Raw genomic sequence first — 26,671 nt, 5'->3', positions numbered from 1 at the left:
ATTTATTACTAACTCACTATATTGATAATCCTATTAGGCACTACAATTACCTTTTTAGGGGTGTTGCCTTGTAGCTGTTCTGCGGTTTGAGGATCGGCGAGGATGGCTTGCTCTATCTCTGCCACACTCATACTGGTAGCATAGGCGCGTTTGAAGCGTACTTTGCCATTGAACGATACAGGATACTCCTTGCTGTCCTCTTGCAAATACTTATCCTCGTGTACGGGATAAGGTGCATAAGTTACGCTTTCGGTATTTCCAAGCCTTTTCCAGAGCTCTTCAGCGATATGTGGAGCAAAAGGTGCTACCAGTACCGCAAGAGGCGCTAAAACGTCTCTATGGTGGCATTTTAGCGATGATAACTCATTCACACATATCATAAACTGACTCACTGAGGTATTGAAAGAGAAATTCTCAATATCTTCATTTACCTTTTTAATCGTTTTATGGAGTGCTTTGAGCATCTCGGGCGTAGGGGCTTCATCAGTTACTTGCCAGCCGTTGTCATTGAAATACAAGCGCCATAGCTTGCGCAAGAAGTTATATACCCCCGAAATACCTGCTGTGTTCCAAGGTTTAGCTTGTTCCAAAGGTCCTAAGAACATTTCGTAAAGGCGTAAAGTATCAGCTCCATACTGCTCACAAATATCATCAGGGTTTACCACATTGTATTTAGATTTGGACATCTTTTCTACTTCGCGACCTGTTATATACTTACCATCTTCTTCTAAAATAAATTCTGCATTAGCAAACTCTTTACGCCACGCTTTAAATTTCTCAATGTCTAACTCATCGGAAGTATCTTTTAAAAGAGAAACATCTACGTGAATAGGTTGCACCGATTGCCCTTTTATTTGATTTTTAGATACAAAAGTATTCGTGCCTTCTAAGCGATACGCAAAAGCACTCATTCCCAATATCATACCCTGATTAATCAGTTTTTTGAAAGGCTCTTCAGTAGGGGCAAAACCGCGGTCTTTGAGGAATTTGTTCCAGAAGCGTGAGTATAACAAGTGTCCTGTGGCGTGTTCGCTACCCCCTACGTAAAGGTCTACGTTTTGCCAATAGTCTACTACAGCTTTGGTAGGAAAGTCCGCACGTGCGTCTTTTTCCATCATATACTCCAACCAATACCAAGAAGAGCCCGCCCAACCTGGCATCGTATTCAATTCTAACGGGAATACGGTTTGGTTATCAATAAGTTCGTTGCTCACTACTTTGTGGTTTGCGGTATCCCACGCCCAAGCAGTGGCGTTGCCCAACGGTGGGTTACCCTCTTCGGTAGGGAGGTATTTCTCTACTTCGGGTAGGAGAATAGGGAGGTGCTCCTCGCCTATCATCTGTGGCAAGCCGTTTTTATAATATACTGGGAAAGGTTCGCCCCAATAACGCTGACGTGAGAAGACAGCATCGCGAAGACGGTAATTCACTTTGGCTTTACCTGCGCCCTTGGCTTCTAAGGCTGCTAATACTTTGGCTACTGCCTCGCTAAAGTTAGTGCAACCATTGAGAATGTCAGAGTTTTGGTAAGTCATTCCCTCTTTGTCGGTAAAGGCGTTTTCTGAAATATCTTTATCGAAGATGTTAATCACTTCGGGCATTCCTTTAGCGCCCTTGAAGTGTTTGGCAAAGGCATAGTCACGGTCGTCGCCGGCAGGAACTGCCATCACAGCCCCCGTACCATAGCTTGCCAATACATAATCGCCTATCCAGATAGGGATTTGCTTGCCGGTAAGTGGGTGCAGGGCATACGCCCCTGTAAATGCTCCTGATACGGTTTTGGTATCGGCCATACGGTCACGCTCTGAACGTTTGGCAGTAGCAGCGATGTAGGCTTCTACTTCAGCGCGTTGTTCCTCAGTAGTAATTTGCAATACTAAGGGGTGCTCGGGAGCAAGGGTAAGGTAAATAGCACCAAAGAGGGTATCGGGGCGGGTAGTGAAGACCTCGACTTTGTGCTCGCCGGAGGCGAGCACAAAGTCGATAGAGGCTCCAACTGATTTTCCTATCCAGTTGCGTTGACTTTCTTTGATGCTTTCACTCCAATCGATGGTGTCTAAGCCTTGCAAAAGGCGTTCGGCATAGGCGGTGATGCGCATACTCCATTGGGTCATCTTCTTGCGAATCACAGGGTGACCTCCACGCTCGGATACGCCATTGACGATTTCATCATTGGCCAGTACAGTTCCTAAGGCAGGACACCAGTTTACTTCGGTTTCTGCCAAGTAGGTAAGTCGGTATTTTAGTAAATGACGTTGTTTGCTTTCAGCTGTCATTGCGTGCCATTGGGCAGCAGTGAAGGTTGGGGTATCGTCGTCACAGTCAGCATTTACCTTACTATTGCCTTCTGTTTCAAAGAGAGCGATAAGGGTTTCAATAGGCTCTGCCTTGTCGGTTGCGTTGTTATACCACGAGTTAAACAACTGTATGAATATCCACTGGGTATGACGATAGTAATCGGGGTCGGAGGTCTTTACTTCGCGACTCCAATCGAATGAAAAACCTATTTTATCGAGCTGCTCGCGGTAACGAGCAATATTCTGTGCCGTAGTAACCGCTGGGTGTTGCCCTGTTTGGATAGCGTATTGCTCGGCTGGCAAACCGAAACTATCGTATCCCTGAGGGTGCAATACGTTAAAGCCTTTGTGACGCTTGTAGCGCGCCACGATGTCGCTGGCGATATAGCCCAGCGGATGCCCTACGTGTAAGCCTGCTCCTGAGGGGTAAGGGAACATATCAAGCACGTAGTACTTAGGTTTGGTACTGTCGTTTTGGGCTTTGAAAGTCTGGTGTTCTGCCCAATATTCTTGCCAAAAGGCTTCTATTTCTTTGTGATTATAGGTCATATTAGTCGTTAGTTTTTAGTTGTTAGATGTTAGTTCGGGGCAAAGGTAGTAATAATTTGTTGGTTCTTTAAGCTAATTCTAAAGATACAATCTCTGCTTTTTCTCCATTTTCAGTTTCACAGACGATAGAGATATAGTCAAAGCCATTTCTTTTCACTTCTTCCCAAGGGATATTTTCTCCATTGATAAGGGTTACTCTATCTTCTTCGTCTACTTCATAATCTTCTTTTTCTTCTTCGTAATCAATAGAATACCCAAAATCTATATGAATCTTGCAAGGAGTAATATTGTATTTTACCAAAGTTCGTTTTTCAACTTCTTCTGGGTCAAACTCATCGCAAAACATTGCATTATAGCCGTGTCGGTAGCCATCAAAAAGCAATATTTCTTCACCTGTTTCTGTATCTTTGGCTACTATTTTACAAGGAATTCCAGTTTTATTATCTACAATACAAGGGAGTTTTTTCCTCTTTACTTCAAATAAATCTCCATAATAATACACTTCAAAGAGCGTATTTCCATTTTTCGATTGTATATCCACAGAGAGATAATCGCCTGATTTTATATTAGAAGCATTTTCACTTAGGTAGGTAGGAACTTTTTGCATATACAAAATTATTTAGAATGTATGTTATATTTTTATTTAAAATCCCACTGTCTTTGGAAAGTTGCTTTTTCAAGAAATTCATCAAAGGTATCAGCTACTAATTCGGTATAAAGGTCATCATATATTACCCAAACACTATGATTTTCGGGGTGGAAGAAAAGTATACCGCCATCGGAAACACCAAAGGCAAAAGCTGTTTTTAGAACTTCAACTGAAGGAAGTTTGTCTATACTATTACCTTCTATTGATTTGTAGAAAAAGTCTTTTTGTGCAAGTAGTCGATAAGTAGGAATCAGCTTTTCACCATTATCATCAGTTTCACGGGTAAGAGAGAAAAAACCTTGTATTACATAAACTCTTTTAGGAAGAGTGGGTTTCTTACGGCGTGCATATTCGTAGAAAAAGTTAGATTTTTCAGGAATAGTAGCAAATAAATCTCGGTAGGACTGGGGAACATTTTGCTCTTGTATATTCATTTTATAATGTTTTTTTATTTGTATTTAAAATATGAAAGGTTTATTACTTGACCCTACACCCCGTTTTCACTTAAGTAGGAACTTTTTGCATATACAAAATTATTAAATGTAAAGTATAATTCTTAATTTGTCAATTTTCTAATTAGAAAATTTGGTGTGAGCTACAAGCTCGCATCAGCAGGGTTATAGTTTGAAAATAAACAGATCCCTAAAGAATTAATTTTTTAGGATCGTTTCTATTGTCAAAAAAGAAAACAATCTCTATCCTATCGGTGAATATTTGATAGAAAAGAGAGAAATTATGCAATATCAAAACTCTTCGAATTTCTTTTTCAGGAGTTTGATAAACAATAGGATGAGCTATAGGAAAATCCAATATCCTTTGTTCTATTCTTTCTACTTCATCTATAATTTTATTTGAATAGGTAGATGAATCGTTATGTTCTATCCAATATTCCAAAGTTGAAATATATTCCTCTTGAGCTCTTGGAGACCATATTACTTTTTTGTACATAATAGTCTCGCTTTTTTATGTACTTCTTCACTAGATATTCCTTTTCCTTCATGGAGTTCTTTCCATCCCTGCTCTATTCCTTCTATGATCTCAGCAGAGAGTTCTTCTTTCTTGACTTCCAATCCTATGGCTTCCAATACACGTACAGCCATTTGGTATTGTTCAAAAGTAATATTCTTGTTGAATTGTATAGTTCTCATAGTAGTAATTTTTCTGCAAAGGTAGTGATAATTTGCCAAACAACCAATAATGGAATTTAATAATAGACAATACTCCTTGTGTTGTGCCTTACGCAATGGGGATTGGTAGTATTCTTTTTGTGAATCCAATTGCCCTGGTCATCGTACTTGTAGGTAGTGGCAGGAGAAGAGCGCAAAATACCATTTTTGTAAGAACTTGTAAATGTACGGACTTGAGCTGTGTAGGGGATGTTATTACTCTGCTCAGTACGTTCTATTTCTTTCTCTACGCGTTCCTCTTCACCTCTTTTGTAGTGATAGGTTTTAGTGTCTGTTATTTTATCTTGTTTGTAAAGACAAATTGTAAGAGTTACTTCCTCTCCTTGATAAGAGTAAAAATGTTCTTGTGAGAGCTTATTACGCCAAATATACCAAGTGTTCTTAACCACGTTCCCTTGAGAGTCAAACTCAGTAATACATGTCCATTCGACATACTTTTTGGCCTTTTCACAACCTCCTGAATAGGAAGTAGTAGTGGCTTTTACTTGTTTTACTTTTCCTTTGAGGTCATACTTTTTCCAATCAGTTTGTTGGGCTTGCAAGTTGAAAACAAATGTTAGGAAGATAAGCAGTAAAAATAGTTTTTTCATAGTGGTTTATTTTCCGCAAAGGTAGTGATAATTTGTTAAAAAACAAACAGGCTGCCTGAGAAGGACAGCCTGTTTTGTTTTATAAAATGATAACAGCTTATTTTTTCTTCTTACCATCAGCTTTAGCAGCTTCTTGAGCGGCCTTAAGAGCGGCACGAGATACACGTACTTGGCATACTACGGTGTTGTCCGGATGCATGATTTTGTACTTTTCTTGTGCGATCTTAGTGATGTAGAGACGGTTACCCATTTCCATCCAAGAGATGTCTACAGGGACGAAGTCAGGCAAGTTCTCTGGTAAGGCTTTTACTTTAAGCTTACGGTTTACGATGCGGAGAGTACCCCCTGCCATAACCCCAGGAGCAGTACCTACGATCTGGATAGGCACAGCTAAGGTGATTTCTTTGTCCTTGTGTAGTTCATAGAAATCCACATGGATGATGTTGTCCGTAACAGGGTCAAACTGAATGTCCTGAAGGATAGCGTTGTAAGTCTTTCCTCCTAATTCAATCGTTGCTGTATATACATTAGGAGTATATATCAACTTTTTGAATGCTAAAGCATCCGCTGAAAAGTGAATGGTACTATTCCCTCCGTATAACACGCAAGGAACCTTTCCAGCATTACGTAAGGCCTTGCTTGCTGCTTTGCCCACGCTTTCTCTTTGAGATCCTACGATTGTAATCGATTGCATAAAATATATTAATTAAAAAATTTACATAATGAATTTGTCACTGATAGAGACATGTTGGTGTACGGAGTGCATCACATCAGCAAAGAGTTTTGCACAACTGAGTACATGTATTTTCTTTGTTCCCTCTAGGTTGTGAGGAATAGAATCAGTTACGATAATTTCCTCCATAGGAGAATTTTCTATTCTTTCTATAGCATTGCCACTAAGGATAGCATGGGTACATACCGCTCTTACACTAAGAGCCCCCTTTTCCATCATAATCTCAGAGGCTTTGGTAAGAGTACCTGCAGTATCAACCATATCATCCACCAAGATCACATGCTTGCCTTCGACCTCTCCTATAAGATCCATTTTCTCAATCACATTGGCTTTCTTGCGCTGTTTGTAACAGATTACCACATCGGAGTTCAGGAACTTGGCATAGGAATGAGCTCTTTTGGAGCCTCCCATATCAGGAGAAGCCATACAGAGATTTTCAAGGTTGAGCGACTTGATATAAGGCAAGAAAATAGTAGATGCATAGAGGTGATCTACAGGTATTTCAAAGAAGCCTTGTATCTGATCTGCATGTAAATCCATGGTAATGACACGTGTTGCACCTGCTGTTTCAAGCAGATTGGCTACAAGCTTGGCAGCTATAGGGACACGAGGTTTGTCCTTTCTGTCCTGCCGTGCCCAGCCGAAGTATGGAATGACCGCAGTGATATGCTTGGCAGAAGCGCGCTTAGCAGCATCTATCATCAGCAGCATCTCCATAAGGTTCTCCGAGGAGGGTTGGGTGGATCCAATCAAGAACACACGCGTTCCTCGTACAGATTCTTCAAAAGAAGGTTGAAATTCTCCATCACTGAAATGAGAAAAAATAATTTTCCCCAGCTCAATGCCATATTCTTGTGCGATTTTGCTTGCCAATTCGGTGGATTGAGTACAAGCAAAAATCTTAACGGCTGGCATAGAATATTCCATAAGTCAAGTGATTATAAGTATCTTAGATTTTTTTTATTGCGTATTACGAATGCCTTATAAGAGGTTGCAAAGATATAAATTAAAAATGACTCTTGAAAAAAAATTTTATTCTTTTTTTGCAGATTCAAAAAATAGTTGTACTTTTGCACTCGAATTCATAACACTACTTGCCTGAGTGGCGGAATTGGTAGACGCGCACGACTCAAACTCGTGTTCTTCGGAGTGAGGGTTCGATTCCCTCCTCAGGTACAACAATCCTCTTACTACTAAGAGGATTTTTTATTAACTTCCATCAAACACTTTATTTGTTATGAATACAATCATTGTCAATCCCTATTATACGCTTATTGCAGCGACTTTGGTATTGCTCATTGGGCGATTGCTTGTAGGGAAAATCAAACTACTTCAGAACTTCAACATTCCAGAACCTGTAGCAGGGGGCTTGCTCATGGCTTTTTTAATCTATATGCTATATATAGGTACGGGACTTTCCTTTGAGAATGGAATCCATATGGGGCAAGGACTCTCTTTGGATTTTGACAAAAGTCTACAAGATACTTTTATGCTTATCTTTTTCTCCTCCATTGGGCTAAGTGCTGACTTCTCGCGCCTAAAATCAGGAGGTGTCGGTTTGTTTATCTTTTTGGGAGTGGTAGCTCTTTTCATTGTGATACAGAACCTTGTAGGAGTGAGCTTGGCTACTGCTTTTGGGCTCAAGCCTATTATAGGGCTGATGACTGGTTCTATCACCCTTACCGGTGGGCATGGTACTGCTGGTGCATGGGGAAAGGTATTAGAACAAAAATACAGTATAGAGGGGGCTACAGCCTTAGGAATGGCAGCTGCTACCTTTGGCTTGGTATTAGGAGGGCTCATAGGAGGTCCTGTATCGCGCCGCTTGGTCAATAAGATGGGTAGAAAGCCCCTCACAGAATCTGGTGAAGAGAGTTCCGAAGCAGAAGTAGGAGTATTCGAGCATCCGGAAAAGCAGCGCCTTATCACTGCCAAATCGGCCATAGAGACTATGGCGCTCTTTGCTGCCTGCTTGTCCTTCTCTGCCCTGATGGATACCGATTTTGTCAAATCTTTTTTCCCAGAAAAATTCACCTTACCTCAGTTCATATGGGCTTTGCTCTTTGGGGTAGTTCTTCGTAATGTGCTGACTTCAGCTTTCAAGATTAATATGTTTGATCGTGCCATTGACGTATTTGGAAATGCTTCTCTGAGTTTGTTCTTAGGTATTGCTCTTTTGAACCTCAAGCTCTGGCAGATCATGGATTTGGCCTTGCCAATGTTGGTAATCCTTGCCGTACAGACCTTTGTGATGAGTACCTATGCATACTTTGTTACCTACCGCCTTATGGGCAAGGACTACGATGCCGCTGTATTGGCAGGGGGGCACTGTGGCTTTGGTTTGGGAGCAACCCCTACTGCTGTAGCCAATATGCAGTCTATCACTGAGAAATTTGGTCCTTCGCATAAGGCCTTTCTTATCGTGCCTATGGTAGGAGCTTTCTTTGTCGATTTTGTCAATGCTTTTATCCTTACTGGGTTTGTCTATATTTTCGGATAGTGAGCAGTGAAGGATGAATGGAGGGTGATTTTTTGAATAAATAGTTAGAGTCCTAAAATGGCTCCCTCGTCATAATACACTACCTTATCTCCCATAATTCGCGCAGGAGCAGTATATTTGTGAGGCTCGTCCTTACCTATGGCCATGATGTGGTCTACTTGCCAGCCTTTGGCTTTTAGGTAATCCGATATCATAGATCTATGACAGCGCCACCAGAGAGCTTCGGCACACATGTAAGCGGTGGTTTCTCTTTCGGCAATGGCTACAAGCTCAGCAATACCTTTTTCAAAATCAGGTGTCTCCATATAATCGGCATAGGCGCGGAAAGAGACGTTGTGCCAGCGGGTATTCTTGGAGTCTTTGTGCACTCTGCGTCTGCCCCCCAATAGTGGCAAGTGAGTATAAGCGATACCAACTTGAGGCAATACCACTTCTAAATTCTCTTTGTTGAATTGTGGATATTTGTTAGACCCTGGCAGTCCCCTGACATCCACTAAGTGCTGTATCTCAAAAGATTGCAATATTTTTATAAACTCCTCCAAGGTATGGGTGGAGTGTCCTATGGTATATATTTTCTTCATAAGTACAAAGGTAAGCCATATAACTCTCGAAAGTTGTTCTTAGGTGACTATTTTAATTTGTAAATATATAATAATCAATTTATTATAAAAAACTTCCCACAACTTCACCTGCTGGTGCGAGCAGAATGCTCGTTCTCTTTATGGTAGAGCTTCAAGCTCTTCTCTATAATAAGCACGAGCTACAAGCTCGCGCTAGCAGAAAAATGCCTGTGCGGCTCGCACTTCGCACGAGGAGATTTGTTAATTAGTCACATCTTGGTTCAACAGCTATAAAGCCTTTATGTATTTTCACTTTTCTAAGGCGTTTGAGTTTCTTTTCTTTTACAAAATCGTATAGATAGTTATAACCATCAAAAGATACTATAGCAATATTTCCATTTACGTATTCTATACTATCATATTTAGGTTCAGCTATTATTTCTCCTTTCAGATTGATAAGACCTGCACCTCTATCAGTATAGTATTCAGCCCCTCCATTTTTAAAGGAGCCTACCTCCTTATTAGTAAACTCAATCGGAATCACTATCTCATTTTTTGGATTGATATACCCCCATTTACCATCTTTGCGTACCGAAGCCAAACCTTCGCTAAAATTATTAACTTCTTCATATTCAAAGGGGACTATTACCTTGCCATAGCCATCTATATAGCCCCATTTACTACCTTTTTTAACCCCAAAAATAGCATTACCACTCCAATTGTTTATAAAACCATCATAGGTATCTAATAAATTACCATTCAAATCATAGACCATATACTTACATTCCTTACGCACACCTACTATGTAAGTGTTGTCAGAAGGTTCAATCACATAATTATCAAAATTTTGAATCACATAATTATCAAAATTTTGAATCACATAATTATCAAAATCTTGAATAACAGGTTCTCCTTTAAGGTTGATATACATATAATTTCTACCTTTTTTTACTCTAGCTACACCTTGTCGAAAAGCAAATGCATATTGATAAGTAGGAGGTATCACCCATTCATTTTTAGTATTGATATATCCTGCTTTGCTCTCGTTCAATTCTGCTACAATAGGAATATTGTCATCTATCTTATCCGTGTAAACCCAGTGATAGCTTATAGGGATAATTTCTTTCCCTTCAGAGTTAAAAAGACCTGCTTTTTGATTAAGTTTTACAGTATAGCCATTTTTGTTAGAGTTTATAAATGAATATTTTAAGGGGAGTATTATAGTACCTTTTTCAGAAACCACCCCATATTTCCCATTCTTCTCAACAATAAACTGACCTTCACAGCCAAGTTCTATAGAGTTATAATCCCCTTTAAGAATGGGCTGTAAATTTTCGTTATATACCGAACAGCCTTTTGCTTTACTACAAGCAAAGAAGTATGGTTGTTTTTCTTCTATAGAATTAAAAGTAGGGGCTAATACTGTTTTCCCCTGCAAATCTACCAATCCTAACTTACCCTTTTCTTCAAAGATAAAGTATTTAGGTTGTGCCAACCCCGTAAAGCTACACAACAGCAAGGTTAGTTTTAATAAAAAAAGAATTTTTTTCATTGTGTTTTTTAATTTACTGATTTATTAATTTGTTTGGCACGAGCTACAAGCTCACGAGGGTGAGTCACCCCTGACAATTATTATTAGCAAAAAAAATGCCCGTGTGGCTTCACACCTAACACCTAACACCTAATCCCTATTCTGCCCGTGCGGCTCGCACCTCGCGCTAGTGGTGGGTAAAAAAGGCTTCTCTTCTAATGTTTCTAAATTGAGTGTGCTAAGGTTGTAATTTTTATCTATCAACAGCAATGAATTGTTGAGAAACTGACTAAACCCTACTCTTCTTCCTAATTTGTACTTTTTATATGAAAAATCATTGCGATTGATGATGAATAACCACTCGCCATCTATCAAATAAACCCCTATGTAATCAGGATGATCTGAAAGACATATTGAAAAAAGTGTTTTGCCACTAAGTTTTTCTTTTTCTTTAAAATTGATACGCCAAACTTCCTTGTCTTCATTGTTCATATACACTAAGATATTACTGCCTAAATAGTAGTAACCTTTGTTGTTGCAAGCTACTTTACAATCAAATATACGTATTTTTTTATCCGTAGGTATGGCTGAAAACGTAAGTGTATCAAAGTTGAATTTGTACAGATTAGGCTGTCTGAAAGCACTAAAATACACCGAATTGCTCGCAGGATGATAAGCAGTGTTACCCCATTGTGTTTTTTCGTCGAGAGTAGCTATTACTTTACCCGTTTCGGCATCTACACAAAAAGGGTTCCCATAAATATTCTTATAAATATCGCTTTTAGTTACTGAAAATACTTTGCTACCTTCTCTATCAAGAGAGGGATAGATAAAAGTATGATTATAAATGGTATTTGTTATAGTTTTTTTATCAACATCAACCATAAGTAATGGTTCATTAGTGTTAATATCACGAGAAACAGCTATCGTTTTCCCATTATCAGCTACTGCCCTAACCAAATAATCCTTGTACAAAGAGTCTTTCAGCACACAAAATGCTTTTTCTTTATCAAAATCCTGACACCAAATACCCTCTTTTCCAAAGTAGTATCCACGCCAAAAATACATTCGTCTGTTAGTAAAATCTGTAATTATACTCATTTTATTGATTTTTTACTTTACAAAAAAGACAGATAAATTTGTTTTTTTTAATCCCCTCGAATTCGAGGGGTTATGAAAGTACAAAGATAAAGAAAATTCATTAATTATCCTTATCTTTGCAGCAAAAAATAATGTATGAAACAGTACAAAATTAAAGATTTTACACAGCACACTGATGACCCTACTTCTTATGATGGGATGGTGGTTATCAATGGAGAAGAATTAAGGGTGGACATCATCCTTGAAGATGAAGGCGAAACTGAAAAGATAGAACAGCAGATGAACTCTTTTTTCAGTGAGATAAACACCCTCCTGCCCAAAGCCAAAGAATGTATTGCCGAGAAATATTTAGACCTGTACAATGACAATTGGCGTTTTGGCGATGATGACGATGATGATCCTAATAAACCTGAGCTCACCAAAGAGGAATTTATGGAAAGTCTTAGCTTGCAGAGTCTCTTGTTTTACAGCGAGGATATAGAAGTTTTCTTTGATGACAAAGATATGTTCTTGGGGCACTCACTTATCGCCTCAGAGTTTGACGGTATGAATTTCAATGATGCCCAAATGTTTGGATAGAATAATTGATTGAAAATGACCTTAGAAACTATCATTACCCATTACAGAAATTGCTTAGCGGCATCACCCGATGCCATACTTATAGGTGAAATCCCCGAAGGGGCTGAAAATATTTCCCCAGAAGTGTTACAACTCATAGCCCCTGCACATTGTGCTTTTTTAAAACTTTGCAATGGTGGCTCTTTTGGCGATATCATTCTGTGGAGTACAGAAGAACTACCAGATAACCAATATCGCGTCCCTGCCGAACAGCCCTCGTGGTATGAAATAGGGCAACTATTGTATGAACCTCTTTTTCTTGACAAACACACCCAACTCGTGATTTTCCCTGCCGATAGCTATGAAGGTATTGAGGAGATTGATGTTGATTTTGATACTTTTGTGAGCGAATACATCCTTGGCAGTAAGTACAAGGAAAAAATTATAGGTTATGCCAATGCCGATGATGATTGGTCAGTATTTTTAAACAATTCTTCTATATGTTAAACCGCTTATAGTGGAGCTACAGGGCATAAAAACATCAAAAAAAATGGATAAAGAAAAAGCAATTATGGAGGTTTTATATTCTAAATATGGATCTATTTTAGAAAAGTATGGTTATAAACCTAATAAAGCCCAAAACAAATACAGCATCAAAACAAAAAACAATCTATCAGAGGTTAGTTTTCTTTTTTCTAAACGCAGCGATATCCTGCATCTTGTATATTCGTATACAGATTTGAAAGCAGGAAAATTACATATAGATATAGAAAACCAAATCCGTATGGAAGAAGGTGAAAATGCGCTTAAACTTCTGCGACCCACCTTTACCATTACCGATTGGAAAGATATCTTTACCTTGTATGGTTATGACTATCACAAAATGCCAGGTTGGTTCACTTTAATTGAATCTATTGATCATTTGGAGGAAGAAACAAAAAATACATTTCCACAAGCCTTAGAAATAATCATTGACTTAGATGAGAAATTTAAAACATTGGATGGGATATTGGATGTTTTATGGAAGAAGAATAACATAAATGAATATATGAATGTTTATGATGCCATCAATATATTGGTAATAAACAAATTAAAAAGTGAAGAAAATCTATTAGAATCCTATCAAAATATCATTTCTTGCTCCCAATATAAAAACCTCTCAGACAACGCTCAACGAGAAATTACAAAATATTTCAATACCCTGAAAAATAGCTAATTCCTTATACCCAAAAGAAACATTTCACAGCTCCCCAACCCTTACACCAATGAATTAAAAAACAATTTATTTCGTATGCAAATAAAGTATTTTCCTGTAAACTCTAAAAACTCTTATGTCGTTTTTGAAAATAATGACAAAATAGAAGAATTAGAACCTTTTATGAAGGAAAACAAGCTGTCACGCGTTATTTTTTCAGGATTTTTAGGGTATAGCAAATCTGTTCTTCCCTTCAATGAGGATATAGATGTGATTGAAGAAATTTCTATTCAATGCTCAAACATAACTGATTTTACCCCTCTTTATCATTTAAGTAACATTAAAAAAATCAGTATAGAAGAAAATGTGGCTCTTGCTCATCCGTTTGATATTAGAAAAATAGCTAAACTCACAGATTTCTTTACCGATGACACGCTTAAAATAGACGGTTTTTTTGACCACCCTACACTGAAACAGCTACACATAGAGCCTAAAAAAACAAAAAATTAGACATACATAACGAAAATAATATTTTAGAAAGTCTTAGCATTGCCAATAGTCATATACTAGATTTATCCGATTGTAAGAAATTCACCAACCTAAAAGGTTTATACATAGCTTATTTGCCTAAAATTGAAGATATTAACTTCATTTTAGGTATGCCTACACTCACAGATATCGAAATATGTTCCTGCAAGAAAATTGACAACTTGATTGCTACACTTGCCCAAAAGAACAACTTAGAAAAACTAACTCTTTGGAATCAAGGCAATTTAGATAGTATCATTCCGTTATCAAAATTAGAATATCTAACAACCCTCAACATTTGGGAGCAAACCAAAATTATTGATGGAAAGATTTCATTTTTGGAAGAAATGCCAAATCTAAAGAAAATAGATATAAGAAAATATACACACTACCATTAAAGCTAATTAGCAAATTATTACTATCTTTGCCCCTAATATTTAAACTAACATCATAAATACTTAACATTATGAGTTTTTTGAAAAAACTTTTAAATTTACATCAAGGAGAAGAGAAAAAGGAAAAAGTAATTGAAGATATCCTTAGCAATATCTCTTTTCGTGGCGCTAAATTGTGGATTTTAGCGTGTGCTATCCTCATTGCTTCCATTGGGTTGAATGTCAATTCTACCGCTGTAATCATCGGGGCGATGCTTATTTCACCTTTGATGGGACCTATCGTAGGGGCAGGATTTGCATTGGCTACTTACGATTTCGACCTATTGAAAAAAACGGGGCGCAGTTTGCTCATCGCTACGGTAGTGAGCCTCATAGTATCGTTTATCTACTTCTATATCAGTCCGTTTAAGGATGTGCAATCGGAGCTTTTAGCCCGTACCTCGCCTACTATTTACGATGTGTTCATCGCTTTTGTGGGTGGGTTGGTAGGTGCTATCTCCCTCACCCGTCAAGACAAAGGAAATCCTATCCCAGGGGTGGCAATTGCTACTGCTTTGATGCCTCCACTTTGTACAGCAGGCTTTGGTTTGGCAACAGGCAATACTAGTTTTTTTTAGGGGCTTTCTACCTCTATAGCATCAACTGTTTCTTCATTGGGATTGCTACTTTCCTCATCATCAAATACCTGAAATACACTCCTAAAAACACGGGTGACGAAGCGCTCAACAAGCGTTTGCGCGTTGTTATCACCACATTGGTCATCCTCATTGTTACCCCCAGTTTGTATTTGGCATATAGTCTTTTGAAAGAGAAGGAATTCAACGAGAATGTAGCTCATTATATCACTGCCGAGTTCGAAAACAACGGTTATACCATTATTTACAAGAAAATACACTACAATACGAATCCTAAATCTATTGAATTAGCCTTTTTGGATAAGAAATTTAGTGATGAAGAACTAAAAACGCTACAAAGCGACCTCAAAAACTTTAAACTGCTCAACACCAAGCTTATTGTACGACAAAAAGAATCGGAAATTGATAAAGAAATACTATCGGAAATCAACAAAAACAAGTCGTCGCTCTCTAGTAAAGATGTGATGATAAAGAACCTAACTGACGAGCTGGAAAAATACAAGCCTACTGATGCTACTTTTGCTAAAGAAATGCAGGTATTATTCCCAAGCATAGACGATTTTTATTTTGGTAAGCTGAACCTCTTGTCTAATAAAGATTCTCTACAAACGGCTACTGTACTGCTCTACACCCTGAAAAAAGATACTATAAAGGGCAAAGAAGTGACTAAAGAAATAGATGCCGCGCGATTGCAACAATGGCTCGCTGAGAAGTTTGGCGATAAGAAAGTGATTTGCCGAGTAGCAGATTAGGTCGTAGCACGACAAGCGATAAGTAAAAACTCCGCGTGGTGCGAGCCGCATAGGCAGTCACTATGGGGAGTTTTTTGGCTAACTTGTTAATTAACTAATTATTATCTTTGCAGTAGCACAACAGTAAATAGTCTCATCTTCCACTCATTCAGCAGCGATTAGACAGATGTTTTACACTATTATTAGCCTTAGATGAAGAAAGCTCCATAAGTAACACCCAGCAGACTTAACAAATGCAAATATCAAAGAACAACAATGACACATAACTTATTTCAAAACATCTACAAACACCCTCTGATAGGAGCGCAAGAACTGCAACAAATACAAAAAGCCCATCAGCCTATTGCTTTTCGCAAAGGTGATTTTATCTTGCGCAAGAACGAAATAGCTCGTGGTTATCTGATCTTGCAGAGGGGAGTTGCTCGCGCCTTTGTATATGACTATGAAGGCAATGATATCACTACCGACTTCTTTTGTGAAGGTGAAATTATCGTGCAAGAACTCTCTCTTTTTAAGCATTTGCCTTCTGCCGAAAATATCCAAGCCCTTACCGATTGTGAGGGCTGGCATATAGATTATGAGGATTTTCAAAAACTTTATCACAGTTTGAAAGGATATTCGGAATGGGGGCGACTCTTTATGACAGAGAAATTGTTTGAGGCAAAGAGACGATCGCTTGAAATGATTACACTTCCTGCCAAAGAGCGCTATATACAGTTTATAAAGAAAAAACCCAGTGCTATAAAGTGCGCCCCCTTAAAACATATAGCTACTTATTTAGGTATTACAGATACTTCGCTAAGCAGAATACGAAAGGAGGTTTGTTGAGAAAATCTTGTCGTTTTAAAAATTACCAGTAGGGGCTTTCCGCTAATTTTGTACCCTGATTGAATTATAAAAAATGAAATACAGAGAAATAAAACCCATTGGGTTCTTGACGAACTTTATTCAAAGTTTTTGGGAATATGAAACCTTTAGTACAGAATTTGAACATACGATTATTCCAGATGGATACTTCGACCTTATTGTAGAATTTGAAAACAATTCATTTAAACAAATAAAACTAACTGGAGTTTGGATAATGCCTATTAATGTAGTGATACCGAAATCAACTAAACTTTTTGGCATTCGGTTCAAACTTTTGGCAGCTGAATATATATTTCAGCGAGAAATAAAATCTATTCTGAACACAAACATAATTTTACACGATACATTCTGGAATATATCAAGTTATCAAACCAATGACTTTGAAATATTTGTTTCAGAAATCTCGAATTATTTGGAAAATTCAATCAAACATTTTAAGGAAATAGACAACAGAAAACTCAAACTTTTTGAATTAGTTTACCAAAGGCAAAATTTATCTGTTGAAGAACTTTCAAAAAGTGTGTTTTGGAGCAGCCGACAGATAAATCGGTATTTTAATCAGATGTTTGGGTTTTCATTGAAGCTATTTTTAAACATTGTTCGCTGTAATACTTCATATAAAGACATCTCGAAAGGAATTCTTTATCCAAGTGAAAACTATTTTGACCAAGCTCATTTCATTAAAGAAATAAAAAAATATACGGAAAAAACACCGAGAGAGTTGTCAAAAAACGAGAATGTCCGATTTTTACAATTAGCAACCAAGCGCAACGAGTAATTTTGCATTTTAAATTTAAAAGATTTATTATGAAGATTACAAAACTTACCCCAAATTTTGAAGTAACGGATGTGAAAAAATCGGTTGCTTATTATGAAAAAAACTTCGGGTTCAAATTGATTATGACTGTTCCTGCAACTCAAGACGGAATTGAACAAAGTTTTACCGAAGGTAAAGAATATGTTTATGCTATGATGCAAAAAGATAATGTTGAAATTTTCTTTCAACGTACCGATACATTTAAGGAAGATGTTGTTTTTGCAACAGGTTTGCCAATCGGAGCTTCCGTTTCTTTTTATATGGATATTGAGGGAATAGACGAATTTCATCAACAAATGAAAGCGAAAAAGTTAGAAATAACCGAATTAAAAACAACTTGGTACGGAATGAAGGAGTTTTACCTAAAAGACATTAATGGATACATTCTCGGATTTGCCGAAAAAGCTGAACAATAATGAATATTGAAGAATTGAGAAATTTTTGTTTATCATTAAAAGGCGCAGAAGAATCTATGCCTTTTGACGATAAAACGCTTGTGTTTTCCGTAAAAGGGAAAATGTTTTGTGCCACCGACATAAATACTTATGAGTTTGTTAATTTAAAATGTGATCCTGATAAAGCTATTCAGTTACGAGAACAATATAACGAAGTAATTGAAGGATATTATATGAATAAGAAACATTGGAACAGTGTAAAAACCAAAGGGGAAATTACTGACAAACAGTTTCAAGAATGGATAAAAGATTCGTATGATTTAGTTGTATTAGCTCTTCCAAAGAAAATACAAAAAGAACTCAACGATGAATAAAAACGCCATATAACAGGCGTTTGGTTATTTTTGGACAACCCAACAGCCGAAGATGATTTCTGGGGATAAACATTCATCATTGAAAACTTAAAATCTTGTCTTATGGCAAGATTTTTTTTATTTGAAGGCTGTACTTTTGCCCCCGAATTTTAAAAAGTATTTAAAAATGACAAAAACAAAACACTTTGATTTTCTTTTATCCATTCGCAAAAACCTATTGACTTACTTGGATAATCTTACTCCTGAACAATTAGGTTATATTCCAATAGGTTTTTCTAATAATATCTTTTGGAATATAGCACATTGTATTGCTGTACAGCAATTCTTATGTTATCAACTCAGTGGAAATAAACTGCTAATAAGCAATGATTTTTTAGAGAAATACAATCGTGGCACCTTTCCTCAAAAGATTGCACCTTCAAAGGAAGAAATCTACCAAGTAAAGGAATTGCTACTCAGTACAGTAAATCAATTACAAGAAGATTATCAAGGAAGGCCATTCAATGAGTTCCCAACGGTTAAGGTAGGTTTATTTTCTATTGATACTATAGAAGATGCTATGTATGTAAACAATATGCACGAATCGAGACATCTGGGAACTATAGTAGCTTTAAACTATTTTAGTTCAAAAATCTAATAAAAATGGCTTATAGTATAACACTTGCGAATAGAGTTCGCGAATATTTAGCCGAAATACCCCATATTACGGTGGAAGAAAAGGCGATGTTTGGCGGTTTGGCTTTCTTGGTGAATGACAAGATGTGCATCAATATAGGAGAGGATTCCTTAATGTGTAGGTTTGACCCTGAGCAGACAGAAGAAATTGCCGAAAGGCAGGGCTTCTTGCCAGTAGTAATGAGAGGCAAAGAGCTCTCTGGCTATTGCTATGTAGACCCTACGGGATACAACCAAAAAAAAGACTTTGATTTTTGGTTACAACTCTGTTTAGAATTCAACAGCAAAGCAAAGAGTTCTAAGAAAAAGAATAAAAACGACTAATTTTCAATAATATATGTTTGATTTCCTTACAGAACTTGCAGAAAACAACAATAAAGAATGGTTTGACGCTCATAAAGCTCAATACGAATCGGCTAAATTGGAAGCCACTACACTTTTTAAGCATATTTATTCTATACTTACTGAGAATGACACTTTGGCTTCACTAAAAATATATCGCATTCATCGCGATTTGCGTTTTTCTAATGACAAAACACCTTACAAAACGCACTTTGGGTGCTATATACAGCGCAAAGAACCCTACTATCTCGGTGGGTATTATGTATGTATCAGTCCGCAAGAGACTTTTATAGGGGGTGGTTTTTTTGAACCCAATAAAGATCAATTATTACGTATCCGTCAGGAGATATCATTTAACGCTGAGAAATTTAGGGCGATAATGAAGAATGAGGGTATACAAAAAGAATTTGACGGACAATTATGGGGAGAAGAAGTTAAAACAGTCCCTAAAGGTTTTCAGAAAGACGATCCAATGATAGATTATCTGCGTAAAAAACAGTTTCTTCTCAAGCACGATTACTCTTTAGAAGAAGCTACAGCAACTAACTTTACAGAGAAAGCAATTCAAGGATTATTAGCTATGCGTCCTTTTTTTGACTTTATGACCGAAGCTCTCACTACAAATCTCAATGGAGAATTGATATTGAATAATTAAAAGAATAAAAACAACTAATTTTATTTATATATGGCAATAAACATTAATCCTTTTCTGCAATTCAATGGTAATTGTAGAGCTGCCTTTGAATTTTACAAAAATGCCTTTGGGGGTGATTTTACAATGATTTCAACTGCTGAAGAAAACGCTCTACCCATAGCCGAAAATGAAAAAAATCTTCTTGTGTATATCGAACTTCCCATAGGAGATATAAAACTAATGGGAGCAGATATGTTCCCCTCAATGGGAGATAAACTCCAGCTTGGGAATCAGAATTATGTAGTAATTAATACCACGACCCAAGAGGAAGCTAACAAGCTGTTTGCTGTTTTATCGGAAGGAGGAACTATAGAAACTCCTATTGGGGAGCAGTATTTTGGTTACTATGGTAGTTTTACAGATAAGTTTGGCATTGGCTGGATGTTTTTATGCTAACTTTTTAAAAGTAAAACTCCCCGTGTAGTGAATAACTGCACGGGGAGTTTTTTATTTGTTAATTTTTACTATCTTTGTCCCCATAGAGGAAATTCAATCGTTATAGGGGTATAATATTAAATTCAAAAACGTATGAAAGATTTTGTATTAATTTTTCGTTTGAACAACATCGCTGATTTCAAACCTACTCCCGAGCAAATGCAAGAACGTATGAACTGGCTTGCAGGCATCGCTTCACAAAACAAATTAGCCGACAAGGGCAATACTCTTTTGCCTATTGCCGGCAGTGCCAAAACTATCAAAGCTGATAAGGTTGTAACCGATGGACCTTTTACCGAAATTAAAGAGTTTATCAGTGGTTATGTGGTAGTGAAAGCTGAAAACATTGATGAAGCAGTAGAGATGGCAAAAGCCAATCCTATTTTTGAACAAGTAGGTGGTAGTATTGAAGTACGTGAAGTGCTAAAAAGAGATTAAAATGCCTCACTCACAACTTTTATCCGATTTGTTTCGAAAAGAATACGCTAAAATGGTGGCAGTCTTATGTCGCCATTTTGGCTTTTCTCATTTGGAAATTGCTGAAGATATTGCGAGTGATACTTTCTTAAAAGCCTATGAATTATGGGAAATGCAGCCCTTGCCTGCTAACCCTACTGCGTGGCTTTACACCGTCGCCAAAAACAAAGCTAGGGACTATGAAAAACACGTAGCTATATTCCAAAATAAAGTAAAAAAGGGACTTACACCTACTGAAAAAAGCGAAGAACTTACCTTTGAAACTTCTGAAATAAACGACAGTCAGTTAGAAATGCTTTTCAATATATGTGATCCTTCTATTTCTGTAGAATCACAAATAAGTTTGGCTTTGCAAATACTCTGTGGTTTTACAGTAGAAGAGATTGCCAATGCCCTACTCACCCATACCGAAACTATAAAAAAACGACTTTTTAGAGCTAAAAGCAAACTCAGAGAGCATCATTTTCAAATCAAAACCGTAAGCCCAGCCGATATACAAGCCCGATTAGAAACTGTACTGCGCTGTTTGTACTTATTTTTCAATGAAGGCTATTTTTCAGAAACTAACAATCAGTTCATACGAAAGGAGTTCTGCAAAGAAGCCTTACGTCTTACGCTCTTACTTGCCGAGCACCCTCAAACTGACACACCACAAGTGAATGCTCTTTTATCGCTGATGTGTTTCCAAAGTTCCAGACTTGAAGCTCGTATCAATACCACTGGTGAAAACACTCTTTATGAACAACAAGATAAAAGCAAATGGGATAAAGAACTTATACACAGAGGCAACTATTACTTAGTAAAAGCCTGCGAAGACTGTCAAATCTCTAAATATCACTTAGAAGCTGGTATTGCCTATTGGCATACTACCCCTACCGATGAAAATAAGTGGGAGTATATTCTCCGCCTATATAACCAACTCATTATCATTGAATATTCTTCTGTAATAGCCTTAAATAGGACTTTTGCTTACGGCAAGGTGTATGGCAAAGAAAAAGCTATTGTAGAGGCTGAAAAATTAGGATTGCAAAACAATCGTTACTACCACGAGTTATTAGGATATTTGTATACTGATATCAATAACCAAAAAGCAATTGCTCACTACCAAAAAGCGATTACTCTCTCTAAATCCCCCAACGAACGCGCGACACTGCAAAAACAGATAGAACAATTAGTGGAATAAGATTTAAAGAACTCAAAATGCACACCTTTAGGGATTACTCAAAAAAGGGAAAAATGAAATGGTGTCAAATTATTACCAGTTAAAAATAGATGCCGCTGATGGTGGAATGGGTGGCTGATACAAAAGCTACAAATTTAGTAGGCTAAGTAAAAAATAATATGTACTTTTGCACATTATACCGTTTAAAGGTAGCCTGTGGCTACCTTTGAGTGCAAAAAAGGTAGGTATAGCCACCACAGCAGTAAAGAAATAATTGTAGCAAATGAAAAAGAAAATGATTTATATCCTTATAACCTTAGTGTTATTCTTGCTTGGAAGTGGGGCTTACTATATATTTCACTCAACATTTTTTGCAAAACCTATGGGCAAGTATGCCGTTGGCACAGTAACCTACTGTGTAACCGACCCTGATAGGGAGGAGATTTTTATCACGGATAAACACCAAGCCAGACAAATCCCCATACAAGTGTGGTACCCCGCCGAAAACACCGCTCAACCTGATTACGCCCCTTATATCCCTGAAGCTACAAAGGTGAGCGAGGCTATTTCAGAGCTTTTGCACATCCCTAAAGCGTTGCTTTATCCATTGCAATTCAAGCGTTCGAATGCCTTAGAAAAAGCCCCCATAAGCAAGGAAAAATCCCAATATCCTGTACTTTTGTACCTCACAGGGCTTTATGGTCACCGATGTATAAGCACTTTCCAGATACAAGAATTAGTCTCGCAAGGCTATATAGTGGTAGGTATTGATTGCCCTATGGCGGTAGCCTTGGCAACTTTCCCCGATGGCAGTACGCTCAAAAGCCTGCCACGAACACTCATCGACCCTATGCTCAATGAGAGCTTAACAGAAGAAAATCCTCTTCTGAGTTATAATGGAAAAACTTTTGAAGGGGGATTGATAGCCTACTTCGCCAAAGATGTATCACGAGTAATCGATTTCCTTACTGCGCTCAATACAAACGACCCTAACAATCTTCTTTACAACAAACTCAACTTGGATAGATTAGGAGCTTTTGGGGTCTCTCTCGGGGGAGTTATCGTATCGGAGGCCTCATGGAAGGATAGACGTATTAAGGCGAGCTTAATTATGGAATCTCCCATTCCTAAGAAGATAGCACAAACAGGTTTGCCTGTTCCTACAATGGTTATCACGCGTCCGGCAGAAGCTATGCGTGCTGAACGCAAGAAATCGGGAGGATGGACAGAAAGTGACATAGAGCAGCATCTCAGTACAATGAGGGCTTTGTTTGAGAATACAGCTGAAAGTGAATTTGTACAACTTCCTGATATGTTCCATGTAGATTTTACCGATGTACCCTTGTGGGTGCCTTTTCCTCATCTTTTGGGATTTAGTGGTAAAACCCCTATAGAGCAGACCCATGACAAACTGAATGGACTTACCCTTACTTTTTTTAAAGAATACTTATAATAAACTATATGAAACACTTCATTACATTCCTATTTATTCCCATTCTTAGCAGCTGCACAACCTGTTATTAGCAGTATAGATGTGATAAAACCTTATGGAGACTTCCAAAGTCCATTAGCTTTTGAAGAGACCGTAGTTGTACTTTAGAAAAACACCAGAAAAAATAGATGTTACAATGCTATAGTTAATAAATTCGTTAATTGGAGTGCTCAGAAATAAAGGAATTATCCTTATCTTTGTATTTTCTTAGAGAACACAAAAGATGAATGCCATTATCAATACTTCAGCCTACAGAGAATGGTTAGAAGCTCTTAAAACAAATATTCAACAAAGCCAAATCAAAGCAGCTATACAAGTAAATAGTGAGCTGTTGCACCTTTATTGGCGAATAGGGAAGGATATAGTTCAAAAGCAAGAACAAACCCAATGGGGTGATGGTTTTCTGCAAACCCTGAGCAGAGACCTACAAGAAGCCTTTCCTACTATGAAAGGGTTTTCTTATCGGAACTTAAAATATATAAGGCAGTGGTATTTGTTTTATAATCAAGAAAATATAATTGGGAAACAACTTGTTTCCCAATTAGAAATGACCCTATTCAATATCCCTTGGGGGCATCATATAATGATTATACAGCGTTGTAAGAACATATCTGAAGCCCTTTTCTATGTCAATAAAACCATAGAAAATCACTGGAGTCGCTCGGTGTTAGAACATCAGTTGGGGTTAAACCTCTATGACAGAGAGGGAAAAGCTATTACGAATTTCAAGCAGCAACTTCCTGCTATACAATCCGATTTGGCACAACAACTCACTAAAGACCCTTATATATTTGATTTTCTTACCCTAATGAAACCCTATACAGAGAAAGAGCTTCAAAGTTATTTAGAAGAAAATATGACTAAGTTTCTCTTAGAACTTGGGAAAGGATTCTGTTTTTATGGCAAACAAGTACATATAGATGTAGGTGGTGATGATTTCTATATTGATTTACTTTTCTATAATGTTCGCCTTCATTGTTATGTAGTAGTAGAACTTAAGTCCGTAAAATTCAAACCAGAACACGTAGGACAACTCAAGTTCTATGTTACCGCTGTAGATAAACAGATGCGTACTGAAGCAGATAATCCTACTATTGGTCTGCTTATTTGTAAAGACAAGAATGATGTAGTGGCTGAATATACACTTTCAGATGTTAATAGTCCTATTGGGATTTCCTCCTATCAGTTATATGAACAACTATCAGAAGGATATAAGTCCTCTCTCCCCAGCATTAAAGAGATAGAAGAGCAACTCAAAGATTAGCAAATCATCACTACCTTTGCACTCAAAAACAATATTATGGCTTTAAAATTACATATAATGTTATTTTTGCTATTTCCTCTTTTGGGAATGGCACAGATTAACTCTACAGAACTAAAAACCACCACCGAGTATATGGTGCAGAGTCCGTATACTTTTACACAAACTATAGAAAGGCTTCAGAAGGTTTTGAAGAGTAAAAACATTACCATTTTTGCTACTATCGACCATAAGAAGGCTGCCGAGGCTGTAGGCGAAAGCCTGCCGCCCGCAACCGTGCTTATAGTAGGCAACCCCAAAGTAGGCACCGCCCTGATGCAAGAAAATCCTCTCTTGGCTATTGAACTCCCTTTGAAAATCCTCATCTATGAGGACGGTAAAAAGGTAAACATACGCTATGAGAAAATTGCTGCTATTGCCGAAAAATACCATATAAAGCAAAACTTCAGCACAGCAGAGAAAATAGATGCAGCAATGCTACAACTGATAAAATCGTCAATTGGGGAATATCCTAGGGGAACAGCAGATTAATAACTAACCATTATGTATGATTCTTTAAAAAGACATTTTCAGCAAGTACTTCCTTTTACCGAAGAGGAACTCAGTGCAGTAGATCAATATTTTACTGAACATATTTTTGCTAAGAAAGCAATGCTTTTAGAGGCTCCTCACCCTTGTAAATATCTCTTTTTTATCGTCAAAGGTTGTGTACGTCATTTTCACACCAAAGATGATGGTAATGAAAAAACCTGCGATATTTCACTTGAAAACCAATGGACGACCGCTTTTATGAGTTTCAACAGCGGTTGTCCGTCTAATCTCTCGTTACAAGCCTTAGAGGAGACAACCGTCTATCGTATCAGTAAAGAAGACCTTATTTCTCTTTATGCTGAACATCACAACTTTGAAACTTTCGGACGCTTAATGGCAGAGCAGATCCTACAACGAGCTACCGATACCGCTATGTACCTCGCTGCTGATAAACCCGAAGAGCGCTTTGAGCATCTGTTGCACTCGCGCCCGGAACTCTTCTTGCGTGTGCCCCAGAAGTATATAGCCAATCTGTTAGGTATCAGTCCTGAGAGTTTAAGCCGTTTGCAAAAACGTATGTACAGCAAAAAATCTTAACTTAAGTCAACAAGAGGGAAGCTCATTGTGCCGTACTTTTGCCCCGAATTTAAAAAAGCACACGCAATGAAAACTCTTAATGATTATCAAATCGCCTTAGACGATGTAATGGAATTCATCGACAACAATCTCCTGCAAGCCAAACTTTCCGAAGTTGAAGCCGATTATAAGGCAAACTCTTCCTTGCTAAGCAAAGTACGCTTAGGAATTATTTATCACGAAGTAGCCCTAAATTTAGGCTTCTTCAACAAGTACTACAAAGGCTATGCACAAAAAAGCCTCACCATTTTATCAGAATGTGAATCAGCCCCCGAAGCCTCAGAGGCTTTACAACCTTTTATCCTCTCCTACAAAGCATCGGCAATGGCTTTAGTAGCAGGAGAAACATTCAAGCTTTCCCTTATTGGGAAAAGTTTCCAACTCTTTGAAACAGCTATACAAAAGTACGGAGCAATACACTATCTTCCTGAATTTATGCGGGGGAGTGTAGCCGAGAATCTGCCTTGGTTTTACTTCCGAAAGCGTGCTTTAGCCAAAATCGACTTTGAGAATATCATTCGCAAACAAGCGCAACACCCCGAGTATGCTTCTTGGAAAATAATGAGCTTCGTATATTGGGCTTGGGCAAAACAGCACCCTCAGCGCAAATACCGCTCGCAAGCCCTTGTGTATTTGCAGAAAGCTATAGAACTCGATCCTCATTATTTAGCAGGGCGCAAGCGCTCGGAAGAGTTAATGACAAAATTAGCTGATTAAAAGTCGTAGCACTACAAACAGTAATAAAACTCCCTC

At 37.8% G+C, this 26,671-nt stretch carries 32 protein-coding genes, 1 tRNA gene and 2 pseudogenes; 24 read left to right on the top strand and 11 right to left on the bottom strand.

Annotated elements, in window-relative coordinates:
* Positions 1–8 precede the first annotated feature (8 nt).
* From leuS to CAPGI0001_RS03170, 8 genes are all read right to left on the bottom strand, one after another.
* A complete protein-coding gene (leuS, locus tag CAPGI0001_RS03205) occupies positions 9–2,846 on the bottom strand; it encodes a leucine--tRNA ligase (protein WP_002666923.1) in 2,838 nt (945 codons plus the stop codon).
* 67 nt (positions 2,847–2,913) lie between these two features.
* Positions 2,914–3,453, bottom strand: a complete 540-nt coding sequence (locus CAPGI0001_RS03200) for a hypothetical protein (RefSeq protein WP_002666545.1) — start codon at positions 3,451–3,453, stop codon at positions 2,914–2,916.
* Between the two features lie 32 nt (positions 3,454–3,485).
* Positions 3,486–3,929 carry a hypothetical protein gene (locus tag CAPGI0001_RS03195; RefSeq protein ID WP_002666575.1) on the bottom strand — a complete coding sequence of 148 codons (444 nt, stop codon included), beginning with the start codon at positions 3,927–3,929 and terminating at the stop codon, positions 3,486–3,488.
* A 208-nt stretch (positions 3,930–4,137) separates the two neighbouring features.
* The gene (locus CAPGI0001_RS03190; protein WP_002666752.1) at positions 4,138–4,443 is read right to left on the bottom strand and encodes a type II toxin-antitoxin system RelE/ParE family toxin; all 306 of its coding nucleotides are present in this window, start codon (positions 4,441–4,443) and stop codon (positions 4,138–4,140) included.
* Positions 4,428–4,643, bottom strand: coding sequence for a hypothetical protein (locus CAPGI0001_RS03185; protein ID WP_002666819.1), 216 nt, complete (start codon positions 4,641–4,643; stop codon positions 4,428–4,430). The genes CAPGI0001_RS03190 and CAPGI0001_RS03185 overlap by 16 nt, the downstream gene beginning before the upstream one ends.
* A gap of 56 nt (positions 4,644–4,699) precedes the next feature.
* Positions 4,700–5,272 (bottom strand): hypothetical protein, encoded by a 573-nt coding sequence (locus CAPGI0001_RS03180; protein ID WP_002666439.1) that lies wholly within the window; start codon positions 5,270–5,272, stop codon positions 4,700–4,702.
* 97 nt (positions 5,273–5,369) lie between these two features.
* Positions 5,370–5,966 carry a 50S ribosomal protein L25/general stress protein Ctc gene (locus tag CAPGI0001_RS03175; protein ID WP_002666921.1) on the bottom strand — a complete coding sequence of 199 codons (597 nt, stop codon included), beginning with the start codon at positions 5,964–5,966 and terminating at the stop codon, positions 5,370–5,372.
* Between the two features lie 21 nt (positions 5,967–5,987).
* Positions 5,988–6,932 (bottom strand): ribose-phosphate pyrophosphokinase, encoded by a 945-nt coding sequence (locus CAPGI0001_RS03170; protein WP_002666875.1) that lies wholly within the window; start codon positions 6,930–6,932, stop codon positions 5,988–5,990.
* 169 nt (positions 6,933–7,101) lie between these two features.
* Here CAPGI0001_RS03170 and CAPGI0001_RS03165 point away from each other — a divergent pair.
* Both CAPGI0001_RS03165 and gltS read left to right on the top strand, forming a co-directional pair.
* Positions 7,102–7,181, top strand: a tRNA-Leu gene (locus tag CAPGI0001_RS03165).
* Positions 7,182–7,242: 61 nt separating this feature from the next.
* Positions 7,243–8,505, top strand: coding sequence for a sodium/glutamate symporter (gene gltS, locus CAPGI0001_RS03160; protein WP_002666689.1), 1,263 nt, complete (start codon positions 7,243–7,245; stop codon positions 8,503–8,505).
* A gap of 44 nt (positions 8,506–8,549) precedes the next feature.
* Here the strand turns inward: gltS and CAPGI0001_RS03155 are convergent, their stop codons facing one another.
* The 3 genes from CAPGI0001_RS03155 to CAPGI0001_RS03145 form a co-directional block, all read right to left on the bottom strand.
* The gene (locus CAPGI0001_RS03155; protein ID WP_002666654.1) at positions 8,550–9,086 is read right to left on the bottom strand and encodes a DUF488 domain-containing protein; all 537 of its coding nucleotides are present in this window, start codon (positions 9,084–9,086) and stop codon (positions 8,550–8,552) included.
* A 244-nt stretch (positions 9,087–9,330) separates the two neighbouring features.
* Complete coding sequence (locus CAPGI0001_RS03150; RefSeq protein WP_002666488.1) at positions 9,331–10,617, bottom strand: WG repeat-containing protein; 1,287 nt, start codon at positions 10,615–10,617, stop codon at positions 9,331–9,333.
* Between the two features lie 129 nt (positions 10,618–10,746).
* Positions 10,747–11,697 carry a hypothetical protein gene (locus CAPGI0001_RS03145; protein WP_081451912.1) on the bottom strand — a complete coding sequence of 317 codons (951 nt, stop codon included), beginning with the start codon at positions 11,695–11,697 and terminating at the stop codon, positions 10,747–10,749.
* Between the two features lie 135 nt (positions 11,698–11,832).
* Here CAPGI0001_RS03145 and CAPGI0001_RS03140 point away from each other — a divergent pair, with 135 nt between their 5' ends.
* From CAPGI0001_RS03140 to CAPGI0001_RS03040, 22 genes and pseudogenes are all read left to right on the top strand, one after another.
* A complete protein-coding gene (locus tag CAPGI0001_RS03140; RefSeq protein ID WP_002666714.1) occupies positions 11,833–12,276 on the top strand; it encodes a DUF2262 domain-containing protein in 444 nt (147 codons plus the stop codon).
* A 15-nt stretch (positions 12,277–12,291) separates the two neighbouring features.
* Complete coding sequence (locus tag CAPGI0001_RS03135; protein ID WP_002666591.1) at positions 12,292–12,762, top strand: hypothetical protein; 471 nt, start codon at positions 12,292–12,294, stop codon at positions 12,760–12,762.
* A gap of 43 nt (positions 12,763–12,805) precedes the next feature.
* Positions 12,806–13,471 (top strand): hypothetical protein, encoded by a 666-nt coding sequence (locus CAPGI0001_RS03130; protein ID WP_002666551.1) that lies wholly within the window; start codon positions 12,806–12,808, stop codon positions 13,469–13,471.
* A 75-nt stretch (positions 13,472–13,546) separates the two neighbouring features.
* Positions 13,547–13,960 (top strand): hypothetical protein, encoded by a 414-nt coding sequence (locus CAPGI0001_RS03125; RefSeq protein WP_002666861.1) that lies wholly within the window; start codon positions 13,547–13,549, stop codon positions 13,958–13,960.
* 113 nt (positions 13,961–14,073) lie between these two features.
* Positions 14,074–14,376 carry a hypothetical protein gene (locus CAPGI0001_RS03120; RefSeq protein ID WP_155813424.1) on the top strand — a complete coding sequence of 101 codons (303 nt, stop codon included), beginning with the start codon at positions 14,074–14,076 and terminating at the stop codon, positions 14,374–14,376.
* 68 nt (positions 14,377–14,444) lie between these two features.
* Positions 14,445–15,760 (top strand): annotated as a pseudogene (locus CAPGI0001_RS03115) (DUF389 domain-containing protein).
* Between the two features lie 255 nt (positions 15,761–16,015).
* Entirely contained in the window at positions 16,016–16,588 is a 573-nt protein-coding gene (locus CAPGI0001_RS03110) for a Crp/Fnr family transcriptional regulator (RefSeq protein ID WP_002666665.1), read from the top strand.
* Positions 16,589–16,661: 73 nt separating this feature from the next.
* Positions 16,662–17,405, top strand: a complete 744-nt coding sequence (locus CAPGI0001_RS03105; protein WP_002666776.1) for a helix-turn-helix domain-containing protein — start codon at positions 16,662–16,664, stop codon at positions 17,403–17,405.
* A 29-nt stretch (positions 17,406–17,434) separates the two neighbouring features.
* Entirely contained in the window at positions 17,435–17,860 is a 426-nt protein-coding gene (locus CAPGI0001_RS03100) for a VOC family protein (protein WP_002666885.1), read from the top strand.
* On the top strand, positions 17,860–18,213 hold the full coding sequence (locus CAPGI0001_RS03095) for an MmcQ/YjbR family DNA-binding protein (protein WP_002666703.1): 354 nt from the start codon (positions 17,860–17,862) through the stop codon (positions 18,211–18,213). Before CAPGI0001_RS03100 ends, CAPGI0001_RS03095 begins: the two co-directional genes overlap by 1 nt.
* 166 nt (positions 18,214–18,379) lie before the next feature.
* On the top strand, positions 18,380–18,850 hold the full coding sequence (locus CAPGI0001_RS03090) for a DinB family protein (protein ID WP_002666840.1): 471 nt from the start codon (positions 18,380–18,382) through the stop codon (positions 18,848–18,850).
* A 5-nt stretch (positions 18,851–18,855) separates the two neighbouring features.
* Positions 18,856–19,212 (top strand): TfoX/Sxy family protein, encoded by a 357-nt coding sequence (locus CAPGI0001_RS03085; protein WP_002666449.1) that lies wholly within the window; start codon positions 18,856–18,858, stop codon positions 19,210–19,212.
* A 13-nt stretch (positions 19,213–19,225) separates the two neighbouring features.
* Positions 19,226–19,885 (top strand): DUF2461 domain-containing protein, encoded by a 660-nt coding sequence (locus tag CAPGI0001_RS03080; RefSeq protein ID WP_002666659.1) that lies wholly within the window; start codon positions 19,226–19,228, stop codon positions 19,883–19,885.
* A gap of 30 nt (positions 19,886–19,915) precedes the next feature.
* A complete protein-coding gene (locus CAPGI0001_RS03075; RefSeq protein WP_002666909.1) occupies positions 19,916–20,320 on the top strand; it encodes a VOC family protein in 405 nt (134 codons plus the stop codon).
* Positions 20,321–20,479: 159 nt separating this feature from the next.
* Positions 20,480–20,797, top strand: a complete 318-nt coding sequence (locus CAPGI0001_RS03070; protein WP_248601291.1) for a YciI family protein — start codon at positions 20,480–20,482, stop codon at positions 20,795–20,797.
* Position 20,798: 1 nt separating this feature from the next.
* The gene (locus CAPGI0001_RS03065; RefSeq protein ID WP_002666911.1) at positions 20,799–22,019 is read left to right on the top strand and encodes an RNA polymerase sigma factor; all 1,221 of its coding nucleotides are present in this window, start codon (positions 20,799–20,801) and stop codon (positions 22,017–22,019) included.
* A 262-nt stretch (positions 22,020–22,281) separates the two neighbouring features.
* Positions 22,282–23,451, top strand: coding sequence for an alpha/beta hydrolase (locus tag CAPGI0001_RS03060; RefSeq protein WP_040359488.1), 1,170 nt, complete (start codon positions 22,282–22,284; stop codon positions 23,449–23,451).
* Positions 23,452–23,459: 8 nt separating this feature from the next.
* Positions 23,460–23,595, top strand: a pseudogene (locus tag CAPGI0001_RS13485) (DUF302 domain-containing protein); the annotation flags it as partial.
* Positions 23,596–23,713: 118 nt separating this feature from the next.
* Positions 23,714–24,754, top strand: a complete 1,041-nt coding sequence (locus CAPGI0001_RS03055; protein ID WP_002666602.1) for a PDDEXK nuclease domain-containing protein — start codon at positions 23,714–23,716, stop codon at positions 24,752–24,754.
* A 57-nt stretch (positions 24,755–24,811) separates the two neighbouring features.
* The gene (locus CAPGI0001_RS03050; RefSeq protein WP_002666824.1) at positions 24,812–25,282 is read left to right on the top strand and encodes a DUF302 domain-containing protein; all 471 of its coding nucleotides are present in this window, start codon (positions 24,812–24,814) and stop codon (positions 25,280–25,282) included.
* A 12-nt stretch (positions 25,283–25,294) separates the two neighbouring features.
* Positions 25,295–25,879 (top strand): Crp/Fnr family transcriptional regulator, encoded by a 585-nt coding sequence (locus CAPGI0001_RS03045; RefSeq protein WP_002666564.1) that lies wholly within the window; start codon positions 25,295–25,297, stop codon positions 25,877–25,879.
* Between the two features lie 66 nt (positions 25,880–25,945).
* Positions 25,946–26,635, top strand: a complete 690-nt coding sequence (locus CAPGI0001_RS03040; RefSeq protein ID WP_002666451.1) for a hypothetical protein — start codon at positions 25,946–25,948, stop codon at positions 26,633–26,635.
* Positions 26,636–26,671 lie beyond the last annotated feature (36 nt).

It is taken from the genome of Capnocytophaga gingivalis ATCC 33624, assembly GCF_000174755.1.
In the GTDB taxonomy this organism is placed as follows: Bacteria; Bacteroidota; Bacteroidia; order Flavobacteriales; family Flavobacteriaceae; genus Capnocytophaga; species Capnocytophaga gingivalis.
This window is presented reverse-complemented; position numbering and strand designations above follow the sequence as displayed.